Origin of the sequence: Streptomyces tanashiensis, assembly GCF_014648895.1 — a bacterium.
GTDB classification, from domain to species: domain Bacteria; phylum Actinomycetota; class Actinomycetes; order Streptomycetales; family Streptomycetaceae; genus Streptomyces; species Streptomyces tanashiensis.
Map to the genome: position 1 here is coordinate 360,625 of NZ_BMRZ01000002.1, position 17,973 is coordinate 378,597.

Annotated in this window: 13 protein-coding genes and 1 tRNA gene; 7 read left to right on the top strand and 7 right to left on the bottom strand. The window is 72.6% G+C overall.

What is annotated here, in order from left to right:
- Positions 1-20: 20 nt before the first annotated feature.
- From IE237_RS07210 to IE237_RS07220, 3 genes are read left to right on the top strand one after another with little or no spacing between them, the layout of a single operon-like run.
- Positions 21-4,514, top strand: a complete 4,494-nt coding sequence (locus IE237_RS07210) for an ATP-binding protein (protein WP_229842400.1) — start codon at positions 21-23, stop codon at positions 4,512-4,514.
- A gap of 43 nt (positions 4,515-4,557) precedes the next feature.
- On the top strand, positions 4,558-5,964 hold the full coding sequence (locus IE237_RS07215; protein WP_189800960.1) for an esterase/lipase family protein: 1,407 nt from the start codon (positions 4,558-4,560) through the stop codon (positions 5,962-5,964).
- A 21-nt stretch (positions 5,965-5,985) separates the two neighbouring features.
- Positions 5,986-8,040, top strand: a complete 2,055-nt coding sequence (locus tag IE237_RS07220; RefSeq protein ID WP_229842401.1) for a pentapeptide repeat-containing protein — start codon at positions 5,986-5,988, stop codon at positions 8,038-8,040.
- Between the two features lie 39 nt (positions 8,041-8,079).
- Here the strand turns inward: IE237_RS07220 and IE237_RS07225 are convergent, their stop codons facing one another.
- Both IE237_RS07225 and IE237_RS07230 read right to left on the bottom strand, forming a co-directional pair.
- Positions 8,080-9,018 (bottom strand): sigma-70 family RNA polymerase sigma factor, encoded by a 939-nt coding sequence (locus tag IE237_RS07225; RefSeq protein WP_189800961.1) that lies wholly within the window; start codon positions 9,016-9,018, stop codon positions 8,080-8,082.
- 9 nt (positions 9,019-9,027) lie between these two features.
- Positions 9,028-10,218 carry an NAD(P)/FAD-dependent oxidoreductase gene (locus IE237_RS07230; protein WP_189800962.1) on the bottom strand — a complete coding sequence of 397 codons (1,191 nt, stop codon included), beginning with the start codon at positions 10,216-10,218 and terminating at the stop codon, positions 9,028-9,030.
- 275 nt (positions 10,219-10,493) lie between these two features.
- On the opposite strand from IE237_RS07230, the gene IE237_RS07235 reads away from it, so the two are divergent.
- Positions 10,494-12,311: a glycoside hydrolase family 15 protein gene (locus IE237_RS07235; RefSeq protein ID WP_189800963.1), complete on the top strand. Its 1,818-nt coding sequence runs from the start codon at positions 10,494-10,496 to the stop codon at positions 12,309-12,311.
- Positions 12,312-12,356: 45 nt separating this feature from the next.
- Here IE237_RS07235 and IE237_RS07240 read toward each other — a convergent pair whose 3' ends face one another.
- Complete coding sequence (locus tag IE237_RS07240; RefSeq protein WP_189800964.1) at positions 12,357-13,145, bottom strand: SMI1/KNR4 family protein; 789 nt, start codon at positions 13,143-13,145, stop codon at positions 12,357-12,359.
- Between the two features lie 101 nt (positions 13,146-13,246).
- Here IE237_RS07240 and IE237_RS07245 point away from each other — a divergent pair.
- Positions 13,247-13,323: transfer RNA gene (locus IE237_RS07245), tRNA-Trp, on the top strand.
- 58 nt (positions 13,324-13,381) lie between these two features.
- On the opposite strand, the gene IE237_RS07250 is transcribed toward IE237_RS07245, so the two are convergent.
- The 3 genes from IE237_RS07250 to IE237_RS07260 form a co-directional block, all read right to left on the bottom strand.
- Positions 13,382-14,497 (bottom strand): MerR family transcriptional regulator, encoded by a 1,116-nt coding sequence (locus IE237_RS07250; protein WP_189800965.1) that lies wholly within the window; start codon positions 14,495-14,497, stop codon positions 13,382-13,384.
- Between the two features lie 78 nt (positions 14,498-14,575).
- Complete coding sequence (locus IE237_RS07255; RefSeq protein WP_189800966.1) at positions 14,576-15,073, bottom strand: carboxymuconolactone decarboxylase family protein; 498 nt, start codon at positions 15,071-15,073, stop codon at positions 14,576-14,578.
- A 170-nt stretch (positions 15,074-15,243) separates the two neighbouring features.
- A complete protein-coding gene (locus IE237_RS07260) occupies positions 15,244-16,023 on the bottom strand; it encodes an NAD(P)H-dependent oxidoreductase (RefSeq protein WP_189800967.1) in 780 nt (259 codons plus the stop codon).
- Between the two features lie 139 nt (positions 16,024-16,162).
- Between IE237_RS07260 and IE237_RS07265 the strand changes: the two genes are divergently transcribed.
- Together IE237_RS07265 and IE237_RS07270 are read left to right on the top strand one after the other, a co-directional pair.
- Positions 16,163-17,011, top strand: a complete 849-nt coding sequence (locus IE237_RS07265; protein ID WP_189800968.1) for a helix-turn-helix transcriptional regulator — start codon at positions 16,163-16,165, stop codon at positions 17,009-17,011.
- 87 nt (positions 17,012-17,098) lie between these two features.
- Entirely contained in the window at positions 17,099-17,488 is a 390-nt protein-coding gene (locus tag IE237_RS07270) for a thiol-disulfide oxidoreductase DCC family protein (RefSeq protein WP_189800969.1), read from the top strand.
- A gap of 59 nt (positions 17,489-17,547) precedes the next feature.
- Here IE237_RS07270 and IE237_RS07275 read toward each other — a convergent pair whose 3' ends face one another.
- Positions 17,548-17,964: a PPOX class F420-dependent oxidoreductase gene (locus IE237_RS07275; protein WP_189800970.1), complete on the bottom strand. Its 417-nt coding sequence runs from the start codon at positions 17,962-17,964 to the stop codon at positions 17,548-17,550.
- Positions 17,965-17,973 lie beyond the last annotated feature (9 nt).

Here is a 17,973-nt window from a genome sequence, read left to right on the forward strand (position 1 = left end):
CCTCGTCGCTCGTGGGCACCGTGGCGGTGTCCGACTACGCGCATCCCGACGAGGCGAGGCGGCACGAGCTGAGACGGCCGCATCTGGCGGGCGTCCGCGACGAGTTCGGTGAGATCACCCGTGACCGGCTGGGTTTCGGGGACCACAGGCGCCTCGACGAGGCGGGGGCCGGCCGTCGGCAGCTCTGGGGCGCCCTGGAGGACTTCCTCGCCCACGACGCCGAGCGGAAGATCCTGTACTGGACGGGGCACGGTGTCCACCGGGGGCCGGAGGGGTACTTCCTGGCCTGCGCCGACTCCTGGGTGTCCGGGCGCTTCGTGCCCGGACAGGCCGTCGCCCTGACGGATCTGGTGGACCGTCTGCTGCGCCCCGACTGCGAGACCGACACGCTTCTGGTCATCGACGCGTGTTCCTCCCACGACCATCTCACCGCCGCCCTGCGTCACGCGCTGGACCTGGAGCACCGGAGTGTGACGTGGGCGCGGCACAACCGGCGGTCGGGGTTCGCCGTCATCGGCACTTCGGGGTTCGACGCGCAGGTCGCCGAGGGCCGCTGGGTGCGATGGTTGAAGGAGGCTCTGACCAAACCGGAGTTCGTGGCACCGGACCACGCCCGCCCGTTCGAGCCGTCGGCGCTCTATCTGCCCCTGCCCTATCTGCGGGACGCCGTGGACGCCGAGGCCGCGGCCTCCGGTCTCGACGAGCCGGCGCAGCGCCCGGGGTTCACCGAGGTCCGGGCGCTGCCGAACGGGTTCCTGCTCAACCCTCACTTCCGGGACGGCGAGCGTCGCATCTACACGCCCGCGACGCTGGTGGGGCGCACGCCGTGGGCCGAGGCCGAACCGTTCGGGCTGGAGAAGGACGGCCATCTCCGGCGCCACTTCGCGGGCAGGCAGGGCGCCCTGGCGCGGATCGTGCGATGGATGGACACCCACCCCAGGGGGCTGCTCGTCGTGACGGGCCTGGCGGGGGCGGGGAAGACCGCTCTGCTGGGGCGGCTGGCCCTGGCCTCGACGCCGGAGCGGCGCGAGACCCTGGGGGCCGGGGTCGATCCGTCGACGCTGCCGAGGACGGGCACGGTGCATGCCGCCCTGAGCTGCCGGGGTCACTCGGTCCACTCGCTGGTCACGGCGCTGTGGCAGGTGCTGTCGCACTTCGAGGAGATGGAGGCCCTGCCCGAAGGGTCTGTCACCGCGGAGCAGTGCCGCACTGCCGTCGACCGCCTCGTCTCCAGGGTCGGCTCCCTGAACCTGCTGTTCGACGCGCTCGACGAAGCGCTGGCGGACCAGGCCCACGACATCGCCCGGCACCTGCTCAACCCTCTGGCCGCGCTCTCGGGTGTACGCGTCGTCGTCGGGACCCGGGCCCAGCCCCGCCGGCGTACGACCGCGCCTTCCGAGGAGGAGTCGCTGCTCGACACGCTGGACCAGAGCGTGGGCGCCGTGGTCCTGGGGGACGACGAGGAGGCACGGCGGAGCATCTCCGGCATGGCCCTGTCGGTACTCGACGTCGAGGGTTCCCCGTACGCGGGGCGGGAGGCGGCCGACGTCCGTGACCAGAGTGCCCGGCTGATCGCGGCGGGCAGCCACGGCTCGTTCCTGGTCGCACGGCTCGCCGCGGCGGAACTGGCCCGCCGGCCCCTGGCCGTCGGCGAGGAGGAACTGTCGTCCTGGATGCGTTCGGGCGGCATGGACCTGCACGAACGCCTCGCCGAGGAGGTACGGCATCTACGGGGGCAGCGGGGTGCGGAGCGCGCGCACGAGGTGCTGCGTGCGCCGGCCGTGCTGCAGAGCTCCGGCCTGCCACCAGGACGGACCTGGCTGGCCATGGCCAACGCCCTGCGGGACCCGGGGACGCCCGAGCTCGGTCTCGGTGATCTGCGGCAGGTGTGCGGGAGCGCCGGCGGTGGCATCGTCGCCGCCCAGAGGCCCCGGCACGGGGACGGGGCGGCGTACACGACCTATCAGCTGGCCCATCCCAGCTACGGCGAGTTCTTCCTGGCGGGTGCCGGGCTCGACACGCAGGCCGCTCACCAGCGGGTCCTGGAGGCCCTGCGTGCCCAGAGCGCGCGTGACTGGAGCGACGCGGACGCGTACACCTGCGGGTATCTGGGCGCCCATGCCGCGCAGGCGGGGCCGCGGGAACTGCGCCGGCTCTTCGAGGACGTGGACTTCCTGCTGCGGACCGACCCGGACGTGATGCTCCCGCTCGCGGCCGGACTCGCACGCGACTGCGACGAGGCGGCCCTCTACGGGCGGGTGGCGGGCTTCTTCGGCGCGGCCGCCTTCCCGATCTCCGCGGACGCCCTGGCGTCCCGCAAGGCGCTGTTGAGGGCCACCGCCTTCGTCTCGCACCGGGAGGGGGCCTACCGGACGCTGGCGGGCAGGGAGGGCTTCCTGCCGTGGCAGGAGTACTGGACGGACCGGAGCCCGGATCCGGTGGAGTGGCGGCGGGCGGCCCCCCTGGGCGGGGCCATGGCGCTGAGCTGGCGTGCCGGTACGGGGGCGGGGGCGGGTCTCGTGCTCGGCGACACGCTGACCGCGGGCGGGCGCGGGGAGGTCCTGGTCCTGCATCCGGAGTCCGGCACCAGGCTGCTGACCCGCCGGACCCGCGGCTCTTCGGACGGGCGGGGCAGTGCCCTGACCGAGGTGCGGGAGGTGGGGACGGGTCCGCACCGGACCACTGTCGCCCGTGACGAGGGGGCCGTGTACTTCTGGGGCTCCGGATCCCGCCTGCCGGATCACGTGTATCGCTGGGGTGGTGCGGTGGGGGCGCTCGCCGCGGCCGAGAGGGCGTCGGGGACCGTCGTTCTCGCCGCGGACGGGCGGCGCATGTGGATGTGGTCCTGGAAGGGTGACATGCCCCGGCAGGGAACCCCGCTGACGGACATCCGCCGCATGAACGTCGACCGGCTGGCAGCCCTGCCGATGGGATCCCGGCTCTTCGTGCTCGCCGCCGGAGCCCGTGCCGAACTCCTCGAAGTGCACCCGGGCCTCAGCGGAGCCGACCGCCTCGGGGAGACACGCACGGACCTCGGTGAACTCGCCGCGCCCGCCCAGGCCGCCGCCGCGTTCTCCGAACCGGCGCGTCCGGGCGCGGTGCACTCCTCCGGGCCGGCCGTCTCCGAGGGCGGGGACGGTGCGGCGGCGCAGAGGCCGGGCGACGTACGGCACGGCTGGATCGCCGTGGCCGACGGCCGGCGCATTCGTGTCTGGCACTGCGAGACCGACCCGGCGGCGCCTCTCGCGCCGCCCACGGTACGGCTCCTCCGGGAACTCGACTCCCCCGCCCGGGGCCTCGCCTTCGGCCGTCACGGCGGCGAGCTCCTCCTCGCGGGCTACGAGGAGGTCACCGTCCGCGTCTGGGCCCTCGATCCGCCCCACCGGGAAGCGGTCTTCCAGCTCACCGCGCCCCGGGACGGAGCCATGGCCTTCGAACCGGGCGGTCGAGGAATGCTCGCCGTCGCCGACGGCCCCGACATCCGCATGCTCGACGTGGCCTCCGCGCTGAAGGCCGGACACGGCACCCGGCGGCGACCCGGCAACCAGACGCCCGCCCTCGCCCTGGCCCAGGCACCCGACGGGCCGCCGCTGCTGTGCCGGACCTGGGGCGAGCAGATCCTGGTCTCCCGCCCGGGGCCGGGCGCGTCCGCCTCGGACCCGCTCACGGTCCTCACCCACCAGAAGCTGGTGACCGCCGTGGCGGCGGTGCACACAGCGGGCGGCTGGGCGGTGGTCGCCGCCGCGGAGCGCACGGTCCGCATGTGGCGGCTGTCCGAGGACGGCCTGTCCGTCGAGGCTCGGCACGACCTCCGGCTCCGCGGCGACGCGGGCGAACGCGTCCCGTCCCTCGGCCTCGCCGTCGACTCCTCCGCGACGAGGCTGCGGGTCTGCGTCCCGGACGCGGGCAGTGTCGTCCACGCCGACATGCCGGCCGACGGCTCCGACGGCTGGAGCGAGGGCAAACCGACGTGGGCGGGGCTGCAGTGCTGTGGCGTCGACGCCCGCGTCATGCGGGACGGAACGTACTGGCTGGCCACCGACCTCAGCGACGGACTGCGCCTGTGGAAGCACGGTGAGGAGCGCCGCTCGACGGAGCACCCCCTCACGTCCATGCGCCCGGCCCATCTGACGCTGGGCGAACGGTACGACCCCGAGGACGAGGAGTCCTTCCCCGTGCTGGCCTGGGTGGACGGCGGCATCTACGTGAAGGACTGCTCGGCCGGATTCGCCCTGGCTCCCCGACGGCTCCCGGGAGACGCCGACGGGGTGACGGCGCTGGCGTTCGCGGGTCCGCCCGAGCGGCCCCTGCTGCTGGTGTGCGGCGAACGCACGGCACTGCGGATCTGGGACGTGACGGCCCGCGGCTGGCTCCACGAACAAGGCGTCCCCTGGCGCGGATACACCGTGCACGCGGTGGACGCCGCCCTGGACCCGGCGGGCCTGGTGGTGGCTCTCCAGGGCATGGACCGATGTGACCTGATCCGGCTGCCCGGCGCCTTCTTCGCGGGGTAGGAACTCTCGTGCCGCGTGGCGGCCGTGACATGAGGAGGACGTGGTGGAGCACGATCTCGTGGTTTTCGTACCGGGGTTTCTCGGCACTCGGCTGACCAAGGACGGCCAGGACCTCTGGGGCGAGTACAGCGAGGCCCTGCTCGGGAGCGGGCCGCCGGCCCCGGCCCCGGCGGGGCTCGTCCTTCCTCCGGGCCTCGGCGACGGGATGCCGGACGCGCGCTTCCGGCCGGCGGCGGACGAGTTGCTCATGGTTCCGGACGCGATGCCGGGGCTGCTGTCCTGCATGGGGTACCCCGACATCCGGGCGGCCCTCGGTGATCCGGTCGAGGGCCAGTTCGTCCCCTTTCCCTACGACTGGCGCCTGTCCCACCGGCTGACCGCCGACCTTCTCAAGGTGCGGGTGGAGCGAGAACTGGCCCGGTGGTCCGAGCAGGTCGACAGCCACTATCCCGACCGCCCGGACGACCCGAAGGTCGTGCTCGTCTGCCACTCCACCGGAGGACTCGTCGGTCGCCACTACCTCGAATGCTCGGGCGGACGGGAGACCGCCAGGACTCTGGTCACGCTCGGCACGCCCCAGCAGGGCCTGGCCCAGGCCGTCCGGCTCCTGACCGGCAACGCCGTCGGAGAAGACGAGGCCCCGGGCGCGGACGCCCGGCCGCTGAACGAGGCCCTGCGCGACCTCGCCCTCAGCTGGCCGTCGGTGGCCCAGCTGCTGCCCGTCTACGACGCGGTCCGTGTCGAGGGAAAGAGCCGCCTCCGTACCCTCGACGACCACCGCTACCCCGTCCCCGACCTGCCCACCGCCCTGGTCGAGGACGCCGTGTCCTTCCACAGCGTCTTTCAGCAGGCACGCGAGGCGCACCGCCACACCGACGCCGGCGGCCGCCTCCCCTACGAGGTCCTCTGTGTCGGCAGCACCGCCTTCCCCACGGAGCGGACCGTCGGGCTCACCCCCGACGGCACCCGGCTGCTCGCCCGGCGCGACGAGAGCCTCCTCGCGCCGGGCGACGGAACCGTACCCGGCGAGTCCGCCGTCGCGGAGTGGGCCCTGCGGGACACCACGGCCATGCACTGGACCGAACACCGCCACGCCGACCTGGCCGGCGCCGCCGCGGTCGGCGAGGTGCTCACGGCCGTCCGGAAGGGCGAGCCGGCCGGTGGCATGCTCGCCGGCGACGAGCAGATCTCCGTCTACGCCCCCGAATCCGCGACCGCGGACAAGCCGTTCGCCGCGTCCGTCGTGGGAACCGGCCTGCGCGAGCGGAACGTACAGGCCCACATCTGGCGCATCGGTCGGCCCACCAAGGAGCCGGTCGTCTTCACCGCGACGGGGTCTGAGCTGTACCGGGCGGAACTCCGGGCCGGGCCCGGCAAATGGGTGGTGGAAGCCACGGCCGACGGGCCCCACCGCTCCGACCGCAAGGTCATCATCCTGTACAGCAACTGACCGGCGCGACCTCTCCGGTGCGTGGCCGGGGGGACGTGTCCCGGAGCCGAGGGAACAAGGAGTACGGACATCATCTCGCCATCGAACGCCGCGGCGTCCGAAGTCCCCGACTGGCCTCCCTGCGACCACCACGGTGCCGCGGGGCGCTGCCGCGGCCGGAGGACCGAACCCCACACCGCGTGCCTGGCGCACCTCGGCGCGGCCCAGCGCGCCGCGTACCACGCCTCCCTGCTGCCGGGCGCCGACCTGGACCACCGGGGCACGCCCTTCACCCAGACCCTTCTGGACGAACTGCTCGGCGCCCTCGTGGACCCGGTGAGCGGGCGGCACCTCGTGGGGCGCGCCGAGTTCGACGAGGCGCGGTTCAGTGGCGACGTGCGGTTCGACCGGGTCGACTTCACCGGTGTGGCGTCCTTCGGGCAGGCGCGCTTCGACGGCGGTGTCCGCTTCCGCGCGACCCGGTTCGGGTCGGACGCCCGCTTCGGTGAGATGGCGGTCGCGGGGGATGTCCGGTTCGACGGGGCGGATCCGCACGGCGGGGTGCGGATGCGCGGCGGAGTCTGGATGGCCCGGGCCACGATCGGTGGAGCTCTGCGGTTCCAGGTCGAACGGGTCGACGGTCGCGCCGTCTTCGACGGGCTGAGCACCGGCGGGCGGGCGGAGTTCACCGGGGTCGTGTTCGGGGAGGTGGCCGCCTTCACCGGCCTGGCCGTCGCGGGCGAGGCCTGGTTCGACGGGACGGAGTTCCTTCAGGACGCCCGGTTCACGGAGGCGGCGTTCTCCCGCAAGGCCTGGTTCGACGGGGCGGTGTTCCACCGGGGCGCCGACTTCGGCGGTGCCACCCTGGGGCAGGACGTCTCCTTCGGCGACGCCCACTTCGGAACGGGCGCCGTCTTCACCGGGGCGGTGATCACCCGCGACGCGGAGTTCCACCGGGCTGTCATACGCGGAGACGTCTCCTTCCGGAAGGCCACGTTCCAGCGCACGGCACGACTCGGCCCCCTGGTGCTGCCGGGGCTGCTCGACCTGTCCGAGGCCGGCTTCCAGTCCGCGGTCACCATCGAGGCGGCCACCACGGCCGTACGCTGCCGACGGACGCGCTGGGGGTCGACCGCGGCGCTGCGGCTCCGCCACGCCACCCTGGACCTCGGCGACGCCGTCCTGGAGTTCCCCGTGAGCGTCTCGGGCCGCTCCCGCCCGTTCGTCACCGACGACGGCACCGAGGCCGAGGAGGACGGGCTCACCGATCCGCGGGTACGCGTCGTCTCCCTGCGGGGCACCGACGCGGCTCACCTGCTCCTCGCCGATGTCGACCTGACCCAGTGCCTGTTCACCGAGACCGTGCACCTCGACCAGCTGAGACTGGAGGGGCGCTGCCCACTCCCCCAGGCCCCTCCGGGGATACGTCTCCGCCGATGGCGGCCGGTGCGCTGGACGCGCCGCCGCACCCTCGTCGAGGAGCATCACTGGCGGGCCGCCAGAGCGCACACCACCGGATGGACCCACGCGCCGGCAGGCACGGACGTACGCGAGGCCGCGGCGCTCGCGCCGGTCTACCGACAGCTGCGCAAGGCGCTCGAAGACGCCAAGAACGAGCCCGGAGCCGCCGACTTCTACTACGGCGAGATGGAGATGCGGCGCCACGACCACGAATCGCCCTGGAGCGAGCGGGCACTGCTCCACCTGTACTGGGCGGCCTCGGGGTACGGCCTGCGCGCCATGCGCGCCCTCGGCTGGCTGCTGCTGGCCATGAGCGCCACGGTCGTGGCGATGATGCTGTGGGGCATACCGAAGGACGACCCCCTGCCACGCAGCACCGGCCACATCTCCGGCACGGCCATCAGCCTCACGACCGACAAGGCCGACCCCGTCAACCCCGAAGGCGCCTACGGCCGTCGCATGTCGGACGAACGGTTCGACAAGGCCCTCAAAGTCGTCATCAACTCCGTCGTGTTCCGCTCCTCCGGCCAGGACCTCACCACGACCGGCACCTACGTCGAGATGGCCTCGCGCATCCTCGAACCCACCCTGATCGGCCTGACCGCCCTCGCCGTCCGCAACCGGGTCAAGCGCTGAAGGGCCGCCACTCCGACCGCCGGACCGTGCCGGTCCCGGTCACCACGTGCTGATGGCCGGCTCGTCGGGTACGTGGTGCCGCCAGGCCTCGTTGAGGCGCGCGAGCCGTCCCTGTGCGGCGATGCCGCACAGGGACGCGATCCGCCCGTCGCTCACCTCGAACGCCACGGCGCCCACGACCCGGTCGCCGACCACGGCGACGGCGGCCGGGGAACCGTTGACCAGCACGATGTGGAACGCGGGCGTGCCGCCCGCCAGCCGCCGCTTCGCCTCGGTCGGCCTGAACCCGGCCCGTACGGAGGAGGCGATGCGCTCGCGCGTCGTGGCCCGCAGCAGTCGCCTGGCCAGTCCGGCACCGTCCGAGACCGCGGTCGCGTCGGCGGTGAGCATCGCCACCAGCCGTTCGGTGCGCCCCGACGCGGCGGCGGCGAGGAACTCCTCGACGATCCGGCGCGCGGCCGCGGGGTCCACCTCGGCGCCGCCGCGGCGCTCGGCGGTGATCCGGCGCCGGGCCCGGTGGACGTGCTGCTGGCTCGCGGACTCGGTGATGTCGAGGATCCCGGCGATCTCGGCGTGGGGGTACGAGAAGGCCTCGCGCAGGACGTACGCGGCCCGCTCGGGCGGCGAGAGGCGCTCCATCAGGGTCAGTACGGCCAACGAAACCGATTCGCGCTGCTCGAAGGTCTCGGCGGGGCCCAGCATCACGTCGCCGTCGAGGAGTGGCTCGGGCAGCCAGTCCCCGGCGGCGCGCTCGTGGCGTGCCTGTGCCGAACGGAGCCGGTCGAGGCAGAGATGGGTGACGACCTTGGTCAGCCACGCCTCCGGCACCTCGATGTGGTCCCGGTCCGCGGCCTGCCAGCGCAGGAACGCGTCCTGTACGGCGTCCTCGGCGTCGGCCGCGGAGCCGAGCAGACGGTAGGCGAGCGAGGCCAGCCGGTCCCGGCCGGCCTCGAACCGTGCGATCACCGCGCTGTCCATGCGGGCAGCCTAGGCGGCGGCCGTGGGACGGGCCGCGACGGGCGCCGCGACCAGTCGCCGCCGACGCCCCGGCGCGCCGAAGGTCGGGTGGCCGACGCTCCACGCGGCCGACCGGACGATGCCCGACTTGAGTCGCGCGGCGGCCCGGCCGCCCAGGTACCAGGACTTCGACCGGGCTTGCCCGTCCACCATCTGGAAGATGGCGTCCCGGCGGCCGAGGCTGATGTGGTTGCCGTAGTACTTCATGCCGACCTCAGGGAGCTTGGCGCCCGTCAGGCGGGCGACGATCGCACCGGTCGCCTGCATGGCGGTGAAACCGGCCGAGGCGCAGGACATCGGCAGCGGGCGGCCGTTCTCGCCGATCACGTGGGCGCAGTCACCGGCCGCGTAGACGTCCGGGTGGGAGACCGAGCGCATGGTGCCGTCGACGACGATCTGGCCGGTCCCGGCGACCTCAAGGCCGCTCGCTGCCGCGAGGGGGTGCACGGCGAACCCCGCCGTCCACACCGTCACGTCGGCCGGGATGGACCTGCCGTCGGCGGCGACCGCCCCGGTCGGCCCGACGGCTTCGATGCCGGTGTGCTCGTGAACCGTGATGCCGAACCGGTCGCAGGCTCGCCGCAGGTGGCGGCGGGCCTGCGGGGAGAGCCACGCGCCCAGCTCACCGCGAGCGGCCAGCGCGATCGACAGGTCCGGCCGGGACTCCGCGAACTCGGTGGCGGTCTCGATGCCGGTGAGCCCCTCGCCGACGACCAGGACGGTGCCGCCCTCGCCCAGGCCCGCGAGACGCTCGCGCAGGCGCAGCGCCGAGGACGGGCCGGCCACGTCGAAGGCGTGCTCGGCCACGCCGGGGACGGCATGACGGGCCACGGAGCTTCCGAGCGTGTAGAGGAGCGTGTCGTACCCGAGCTCGTCGTCACCGTCGTCGCCGGTCACGGCGACCGTCCCGCGCTCCGGGTCGACGCCGGTGACGCGCGCCAGGCGCAGCCGTACGCCGCTGCCGGCGAAGACGTCGGCGAGCCGGCGGACCGCGAGGTCCTGACCGCTCGCGAGCTGGTGGAGCCGCATCCGCTCGACGAACTCGGGCAGGGCGTTCACGACGGTGATCTCGACGTCGAGGGGAGAGAGCCGACGGGCCAGGGTTCCGGCGGCGAAGGCCCCGGCGTATCCGGCGCCGAGTACGACGATACGGTGCTTCATCTCGTTGCTCCTGTCTCGTTCACGTGCACCCTGAACGAGACAGCGGCCCGATCCCTGACAGGATCTCCCTGTGACCTGGGTCACCGGGCGAAGAGGTCGGACGGCGCGGCTCATGGGTCGCGCTGCGGACGCGGTGCCGCAGCGGGGCGCGGTGCGATCCGCCGACGCCGGCTCGTATCCCCTGTTCGGCGCAGTTCCGATGGCCCGGATCACCGGCCGGCCGGAGGGTGATGGGGAGGGCCGTCCACCACCCCCAGCCCACGAGGACCGTGCCGATGCACCGCTACCCGCCCATCGCCGACCACGGACTCATCGGAGACCTGCAGACGTGCGCGCTGGTGTCCGCCGAAGGCGTGGTGGACTGGTTCTGCTCGCCCCGCTTCGACTCACCGAGCATCTTCGGCAGGCTGCTGGACCACCAGCGCGGCGGCCACTTCTCGATCACCGTCGACACGCCGGGCACGACGGTACGTCAGCTGTACCTGGCCGACAGCGCGGTGCTCCTCACCCGCTTCCTCACCCCCGACGGGGTCGGCGAGGTGGCCGACTTCATGCCGCTCGCCGCCGACCCGACGGTGGCCTCCGACCGGCACACCCTGATCCGGGTCCTGCGGGTGGTGCGCGGCACGGTCCGCTTCACCGTGGAGTGCCGGCCGCGCTTCGACTACGGCCGGGAACGGCACGGACTGGTCCTCGACGGCACCACCGCGCATTTCACGGGCGCCACGGCCACCACGCACCTCCAGGTCCTCGGCGCCGTCGAGCTGCGGCGCGACGGCGACGACGTCCACGCCGAGGTCGTCCTGACCGCCGGTCAGCGCGCCGCCGCCGTACTGACCCTGGACGCGCCCGGTGCCCCGCCGCCCCCGCCGGCGGACGAGGCGAGTCTGCGCGCCGAATTCGACAAGGTCCGCTCCTTCTGGCACGAATGGATCGGCCGCTGCCGCTACCGGGGCCGCTGGCAGCAGCAGGTCAACCGCTCGGCGATCACGCTGAAGCTCCTCACGTACGCCCCGAGCGGCGCACCGGTCGCCGCGGCCACCATGGGCCTGCCCGAGCAGGTCGGCGGCGAACGCAACTGGGACTACCGCTACACCTGGATCCGGGACGCCTCGCTGTCGGTCCGCGCCATGGTCGATCTGGGGTTCACCGAGGAGGCGGACGCCTTCCGCCGCTGGCTCGGCGCGCGGCTCCGGGCCGGTGGCACGGTCAGCGGCGAGCCGTTGCAGATCATGTACCGGGTGGACGGCGACCCGCACCTGCACGAGGAGGTACTGGACCATCTGGAGGGCTGGCGCGGCTCGGCCCCGGTCCGCGCCGGCAACGGCGCCGCCGACCAGCTCCAGCTCGACATCTACGGCGAGGCCGTCTTCGCCTTCGCGCAGGCGCGCGACCTGGCCCAGATGGCGGGCTACGACGGCTGGCTGCGCTTCGCCGCCACGGTGGACTGGCTGTGCGACAACTGGGACCGCCCCGACGAGGGGATCTGGGAGACGCGCGGCGGCCGCCAGGACTTCACGTACAGCCGGATGATGTGCTGGGTCGCCTTCGACCGCGCGGTACGGATGGCCGTCGGGCTCAGCCGCCCCGCCGACCTGGCCCGCTGGACCGCCGCCCGGGACGCGGTGCTGCACCAGGTGATGGAACACGGCTGGTCCACCGAGCGGCGGGCCTTCGTGCAGCACTACGGAAGCGAGGTGCTGGACGCGTCACTGCTCCTGATGCCGATCTCGGGCTTCATCGCTCCGCGCGACCCGCGCTGGCTGTCCACCCTGGACGCGATGGACAGCGAACTGGTCTCCGACAGTCTGGTCTACCGCTACGACCCGGCCGCCTCCCCCGACGGCCTGCGCGGCTCCGAGGGCACCTTCTCCCTGTGCAGCTTCCTGTACGTGGACGCCCTCGCCCGGGCCGGCCGCCTGGACCAGGCCCGGTACGCCTTCGACAAGATGCTCACCTACGCCAACCACGTCGGCCTGTTCGCGGAGGAGATCGGCCCGACCGGCGAACAACTGGGCAACTTCCCGCAGGCTTTCACCCACCTCGCCCTCATCACCGCGGCGATGACCCTCGACTCGGCCCTGGACCGCTGAGCCCGTGGCACCGCCTCGGCGGGAGCAACAGAAGGAACCCGTTCCTCACCGGCCGAGGATCTGCGCGTTGGGTGCGAAGGACGTCCTCTCGTCCTGGTCGACCGGGTCGTCGAGGTCTGTGAAGTAGTACGACGACGTCGTGCCGGCCACCACGTCGAGGAGGAACCGGCTGCACGAGGCCGCATGGGCCTCCCACAGAGGACCTCGCCCCTCGTTGAGGACGACCGTCCATTCCTCCGGCTCGACACCGGGCCGGACCAGCCAGTAGAGGACGTGTCCGGCACCCTCCACGTACCCCCAGGGCACCAGCCTGACATCACCCCGGAGCTGTGGAGGCCTGTCCTCGCCCGCTGCCCAGAGTTCGGCAAGGATCTCCTCGCGTTCCGCGGTCTGAGCCACCAGGTCGTACATCGCGTCCGGGCAGTCGGGCTCCAGCAGCCAGAGCGCACCTGCGAAGACTCCACCGCCGTACATCTCGACCAGCCGTTTGTAGTCGGCCGGCAGAGCGACGCCCAATGCCTCCTCCACGACGGCCCATTCAACGGTCCGACCTGGTGCGGGAGGAGGGCAGAGGCGCGTCAGCGGTTCCGTATGGCGCAGGCTTCGGGCCACACGGACGTCGCTCGGCAGAGCGCTCAGCCGGGGCGGAGTCCTCGTGGCATCCAGTACGACTGCGCGCATCCGGTCCCCGACCGCCGCACGGGGAGCCTCGGACCACCACGAGGGGTGCTTGGCCTGGTCGATGAAGCCTTCGTACGCGTCCGCCCGGACAACGATCCCCACGGAGGCCACGGCCGTGACGACCACGTCGAGTTCTTGATGGTCAGCAAGCATGACCTCCACTCTGCCCCATGCCGGCAGGGCGGCCTCACGGCCCGTCCAGGAAATCGATTGGCGCTCGGCTCCACCCTCGTGCCAAGCTGCAGGCACACCGAAGGGGTGTAGCTCAGATGGCCAGAGCGCCGGTCTCCAAAACCGGATGTCGCAGGTTCGACTCCTGTCACCCCTGCCAAGGCGAGTCCCCGGTCCGTGTGTCCTTGCGACCTATGCGACCTACGCCCCGCGGCAGTTCACGCCACGAGAAGGCGGAGTCCGAGCTCCGCCGCGTCGAGGCCCACGAGCTCGCGGTTGCGCTCGGCCCACCGGCCGGAGGCGAGGTCCTCCCGGAGCCGCTCCACCGCCCGCCGCTCGGCCTGTGGCCCGACCCGGGTCCATACCGAGACCGCGCGGCGCACATGCTCCTCCACGTACGCCTCGGGGCGGCGCCAGTAGGCCTCCAGGAAGCCGTCGGCGCAGTCCCACGGGATGAGCACCGGCTCCAGACGGGCCCCGATCGCGTCGGCCAGTCGGTCCACCGAGGGCCGCCCGGCGACCAGGCCCGCGACTTCGGGCAGGTAGTCCCGGGTGAGCCAGAACCGATGAAGCCAACCGGTCTCGCTGTCGTCGTGCGTGAACACCACCACGCGCCGGGCCACCCGCCGCATCTCGCGCAGCCCCGCGATCGGGTCCTGCCAGTGGTGCACGGTGCTGAAGGCCATCGCGGCGTCGAAGGACTGGTCCGCGAACGGCAGGTTCTCCGCCGTGGCGGCCACGCACGGCGCCGCGCCCGCGGGACGCTGCGCCCGCATGACCGCCGACGGCTCCACCGCGGTCACCTCGCGGTCCGGGGGCTCGTACGAGCCGGTGCCGGCGCCGACGTTCAGTACCGTCCGCGCGTCCCCGAGCGCGTCCCAGACCTTCGCGGCGATCCGCGGCTCGGTCCGTCGCGTCGCCGGGTACGCGGAGCCGATGGCCTCGTACAACTGAGCCCCGAATACTTCCAGTTGCTGCTGCGGTGTCGTCCTGATCCCCATCGCGCGTGCCTCCAGCTCCCTGTCGATGGCCGTGACCATGGCGGCCGCGCGGTCGCGCTGGTCCAGCAGCAGGCCTCGCAGCCTGTGCAGGTGCGCGACCGCGTCGGTGTGCGGATCGTCGACGAGATCGGCGATCTCCCGCAGTCCGAAGCCCAGCCGCCGGTAGGCGAGCACCTCCCGCAGTCGCTCCACGTCGCCCGCCGAGTAGGCCCGGTATCCGGCGGAGGTCCGCGCGGACGGTAGTACGAGACCGATCTCGTCGTAGTGATGCAGCGTGCGGACGCTCACGCCCGCCAGCTCGGCGACACGTCCCACGGTCAGGTGTTCCTCCATGCCACCGACCATGCGGCATCACGCCACGTGAGGGTCAAGCGGGTCTCCCCCGGCCGCGTTCGGGGCCCGGGTCGTTCGTCAGTCCCACTGCTGGTCGGCGAGGGACTCGACGGGCTGCGGCTTGCCGATCACGGCGAGGGCGATGAAGAAGTTGATCTGGCCGATCGCGATGGTGAGGGTGGCCAGCGCCTTGTCGTCGTAGTGCCGGGCCGCCTCGGCGTACACCTCGTCCGTGACCCGCTCACGGCCGTGCGGGGCGGGCTGGAGGGTGGCCTCGACCAGTGCGAGCGCGGCGCGCTCGGCGGGGGTGAAGTAGGGGGCGTCCTGCCAGGACGCGACCGCGGTGATCCGCGCCTCGGACTCCCCCGCCTTGCGGAGGAAGCCCGTGTTCAGGACGGTCAGGTAGGTGTTGTGGACGATCTGGCCCGCCCGCAGGTGCATCAGGTTGATCGTCGTACGGGGAACGGATCGGTTGCCGGTGGCGCGGAAGAGCGCGGCACTGACGTCGGCCAGCTCGGGCACGAACTCGCCCGGGTTCGGCATGCGGGAGATCGAAACAGCGGCGGTGTTCGTCATGACAGGGACTCTCCGTCTTCCAGTGGGTCGGTACCTCCGGCACGCTCGCCGGCGGCTGCACAGCACTGACGGAACAGCCGGGAGGAACGTGACAGGAGCGGCGGGCCGTGGGGCGTTCTGGGACAACGCCCGAGACCGCCTCCCCGGCCCGCCGGCCCCGGCGTCCGTGGTCAGCCCCGCACGTGCAGCCCGAAGCCCGTGCGGCCCGTCGGTTCCAGGCCCTCCTTCAGGTGCAGTGAGGGGATCTCGTAGTCGCCGAAGTTCTGCGGTCGGAACGCGATCGGCTCGGTCGAATCCAGGCTGAGCAGGCGCTGCTCCCAGGCCTTGGCGACCTCCGGGTAGGCCTCGTCGGTCAGCCGGTCGGTGCCGTGCAGCACGAACGGGGGCAGCACCTCGATGCCCGGGTAGTAGAGGATGCCGTGGTGGAACGGGAACAGCAGGTCCTCGATGGGGCCGTTGATCCCGCGTGCGGAGTAGTGCGACGCCGGACCTCCGACGGTCACCGACAGCAGAGCCCTCCGGCCCGCGAGGGTGCCTTCGCCGAAGCGTTCGCCGTACTTGGTCTCGCTGTGCTCGCCGACCCCGTACGCGAACCGGTAGGTGAACACCCGGTCCACCCAGCCCTTGAGGATCGCGGGCATCGTGTACCACCACAGCGGGAACTGGAAGATGATCGTGTCGGCCCACAGCAGCTTCTCCTGCTCGGCGCGGACGTCCGGGGTGAGCGTCCCGGCCTCGAAGGCCCGGCCCGAGTCGCGGGCGACCCTCAGCGGACTCGACGCCTCCGGGCCGTAGTCGGCGGCGTCCACGACCGCCTTCCAGTTCATCGCGTAGAGATCGCTCACCCGCACCTCGTGCCCGGCGGCCTCCAACGTGGAGACCGCGAGGTCCTTCAGCGAGCTGTTGAGCGACTTCGGCTCCGGGTGGGCGTGGACGATCAGCGTCTTCATGGCAACTCCTCGGGATCGGATGCCGTCGACTCTGCCCGCCGCGGCGTGCGGTGTTCAGGGGCGCCGCTTCCGTCGGACCGGCGTTCCTGGTACTGGCAGGGCCACCTTCACGGGGCGCCGGCGAGGCCATACTGGGGGCATGGACGATCTTGCGGGTTTTCTGCGGACCCGGCGTTCCCGGGTCGATCCGGCAACGGTCGGCATCCCCACCGACAGCCGCCGCCGGGTCGAAGGGCTGCGCCGTGAAGAGGTGGCGCACCTGTCGGGAGTCAGCGTCGACTACTACGTACGCCTGGAGCAGGGGCGCGCGACCCAGCCGTCCGAGCAGGTCCTCGACGCGCTCGCCCGTGTCCTCGGTCTCGACGAGACCGAACGCGGGCACCTCTACCGGCTCGCCCGGCAGCGCCGCCGCCCCGCGAAGGCACCGGGCGGACGCCTCCGGCCGGAGGTGCTGCGCGTCCTCGACCTGGTCGCCGACGCACCCGCGCTGATCATGAACCAGCGACTGGACGTCCTCGCCGGCAACCGTCTCGCCCAGCTCCTCTACGGGCGGCCGATTCCGGGCCTGAACACCGCCCGGCACATCTTCCTCGAAGAGACCGAGCGCGGCCTCTACGCGGACTGGGAGTCATGCACCCTCGACGTGGTCGGACACCTCCGTCTGGCCGCCGGGAAGCATCCCGACGACCCGCGTCTCGCCTCGCTCATCGGCGAGCTCGCGATGGGCAGCGAACGGTTCCGCCGTCTCTGGGCCCGCGCGGACGTCCGCGCCCGCACCCACGGCCGCAAGGCGTACCGGCACCCGCTGGTGGGGCTGCTGGAACTGCACCAGGAGAACTTCGCGCTGCCCGACGAGTCGGGCATGGAGCTGCTGGTGCTGTCGGCGGCGCCCGGCAGCCCCGCCGAGGACGGGCTGCGCCTCCTCGCCGGCCTGGGCGCGGACAGTGACGCCGCGCGTCCCGCGGCCGACGCCCACGCCCGGGAGTGACCGGACGACCGCCCGCCCGTCCCCACGCTCGACGTCGCGGCGAGCCCCTCCCTGACCGCCGGGGTGCGGACGCGGCATGATGGATGCATGCGGACTCGGCCTGTACTTGTTTTCGATGGGGACTGCGGCTTCTGCACCACCTCGGTGAGATTCGCCGAGCGGCGCATTCGTCCTCGTTGCGAGACGACGCCCTGGCAGTTCGCGGATCTGGACGCTCTGGGCATCACAGCGGCGCGCGCCGAACACGAAGTGCTGTGGGTGACGCCCGGCGGCGTCGTGTACGGGGGCGCCCAGGCTGTCGCGAAGGCACTGCTGAGCGCGGGTGGCGGGTGGTCCCTGGCGGGAGCGCTGCTCACGCTGCCGCCCGTACGGTGGGTCGCCCACGGTGTGTATCGACTGGTGGCCGTCAACCGTCACCGCATGCCGGGAGGCACCGCGGCCTGCGCGGTGCCCAGCCGTCGGGCCGTCGGCCTCTAGACAGCGTCCGGCCGATCATGTGGCTGTCGGATTGGCAGCCCATGACTCGCCGGACAGAACTAGGCGGTCCTGGTGGCGTTGCCGAGGATCTTGGTCGGGGTGATGCGGACGACCACTCGAACCTCTTCCGGCGGGGCCTCCAGGTACTCCTTGCCGCCACCCGGGCCGAGGTATTCCTCGGCGATGCGGACGGCCACCGCGCGGTCGGCGTCCTCGGTGACGGTGGCCGTGCCGCGGATCTCGACGTACAGGTAGGGGTTGGCGAGGTCGAAGACGGTCAGGCCGACGCGTGGGTCGCGGAGTATGTTCCGTTCCTTGCGCCGGCCCTGCTCGGTGGAGATCAGCAGCTCGCCGCCGTCACGGCTCACCCAGACCACCGAACTCTGCGGGCTGCCGTCAGGGTTGAGGGTGGACAAGACGGCCGGGTGCGGTACGTCGAGCAGGCTGCGCACGGTGTCGTTCATCTCAATGGGCATGTCGAGGAG

Bases quoted from the DNA above. Each gene is read 5' to 3' on its own strand.
- IE237_RS07225 (WP_189800961.1), bottom strand. From the start codon at position 9,018: ATGGACAGCGCGGTGATCGCACGGTTCGAGGCCGGCCGGGACCGGCTG.
- IE237_RS07230 (WP_189800962.1), bottom strand. From the start codon at position 10,218: ATGAAGCACCGTATCGTCGTACTCGGCGCCGGATACGCCGGGGCCTTC.
- IE237_RS07235 (WP_189800963.1), top strand. From the start codon at position 10,494: ATGCACCGCTACCCGCCCATCGCCGACCACGGACTCATCGGAGACCTG.
- IE237_RS07240 (WP_189800964.1), bottom strand. From the start codon at position 13,145: ATGCTTGCTGACCATCAAGAACTCGACGTGGTCGTCACGGCCGTGGCC.
- IE237_RS07250 (WP_189800965.1), bottom strand. From the start codon at position 14,497: ATGGAGGAACACCTGACCGTGGGACGTGTCGCCGAGCTGGCGGGCGTG.
- IE237_RS07255 (WP_189800966.1), bottom strand. From the start codon at position 15,073: ATGACGAACACCGCCGCTGTTTCGATCTCCCGCATGCCGAACCCGGGC.
- IE237_RS07260 (WP_189800967.1), bottom strand. From the start codon at position 16,023: ATGAAGACGCTGATCGTCCACGCCCACCCGGAGCCGAAGTCGCTCAAC.
- IE237_RS07265 (WP_189800968.1), top strand. From the start codon at position 16,163: ATGGACGATCTTGCGGGTTTTCTGCGGACCCGGCGTTCCCGGGTCGAT.
- IE237_RS07270 (WP_189800969.1), top strand. From the start codon at position 17,099: ATGCGGACTCGGCCTGTACTTGTTTTCGATGGGGACTGCGGCTTCTGC.
- IE237_RS07275 (WP_189800970.1), bottom strand. From the start codon at position 17,964: ATGCCCATTGAGATGAACGACACCGTGCGCAGCCTGCTCGACGTACCG.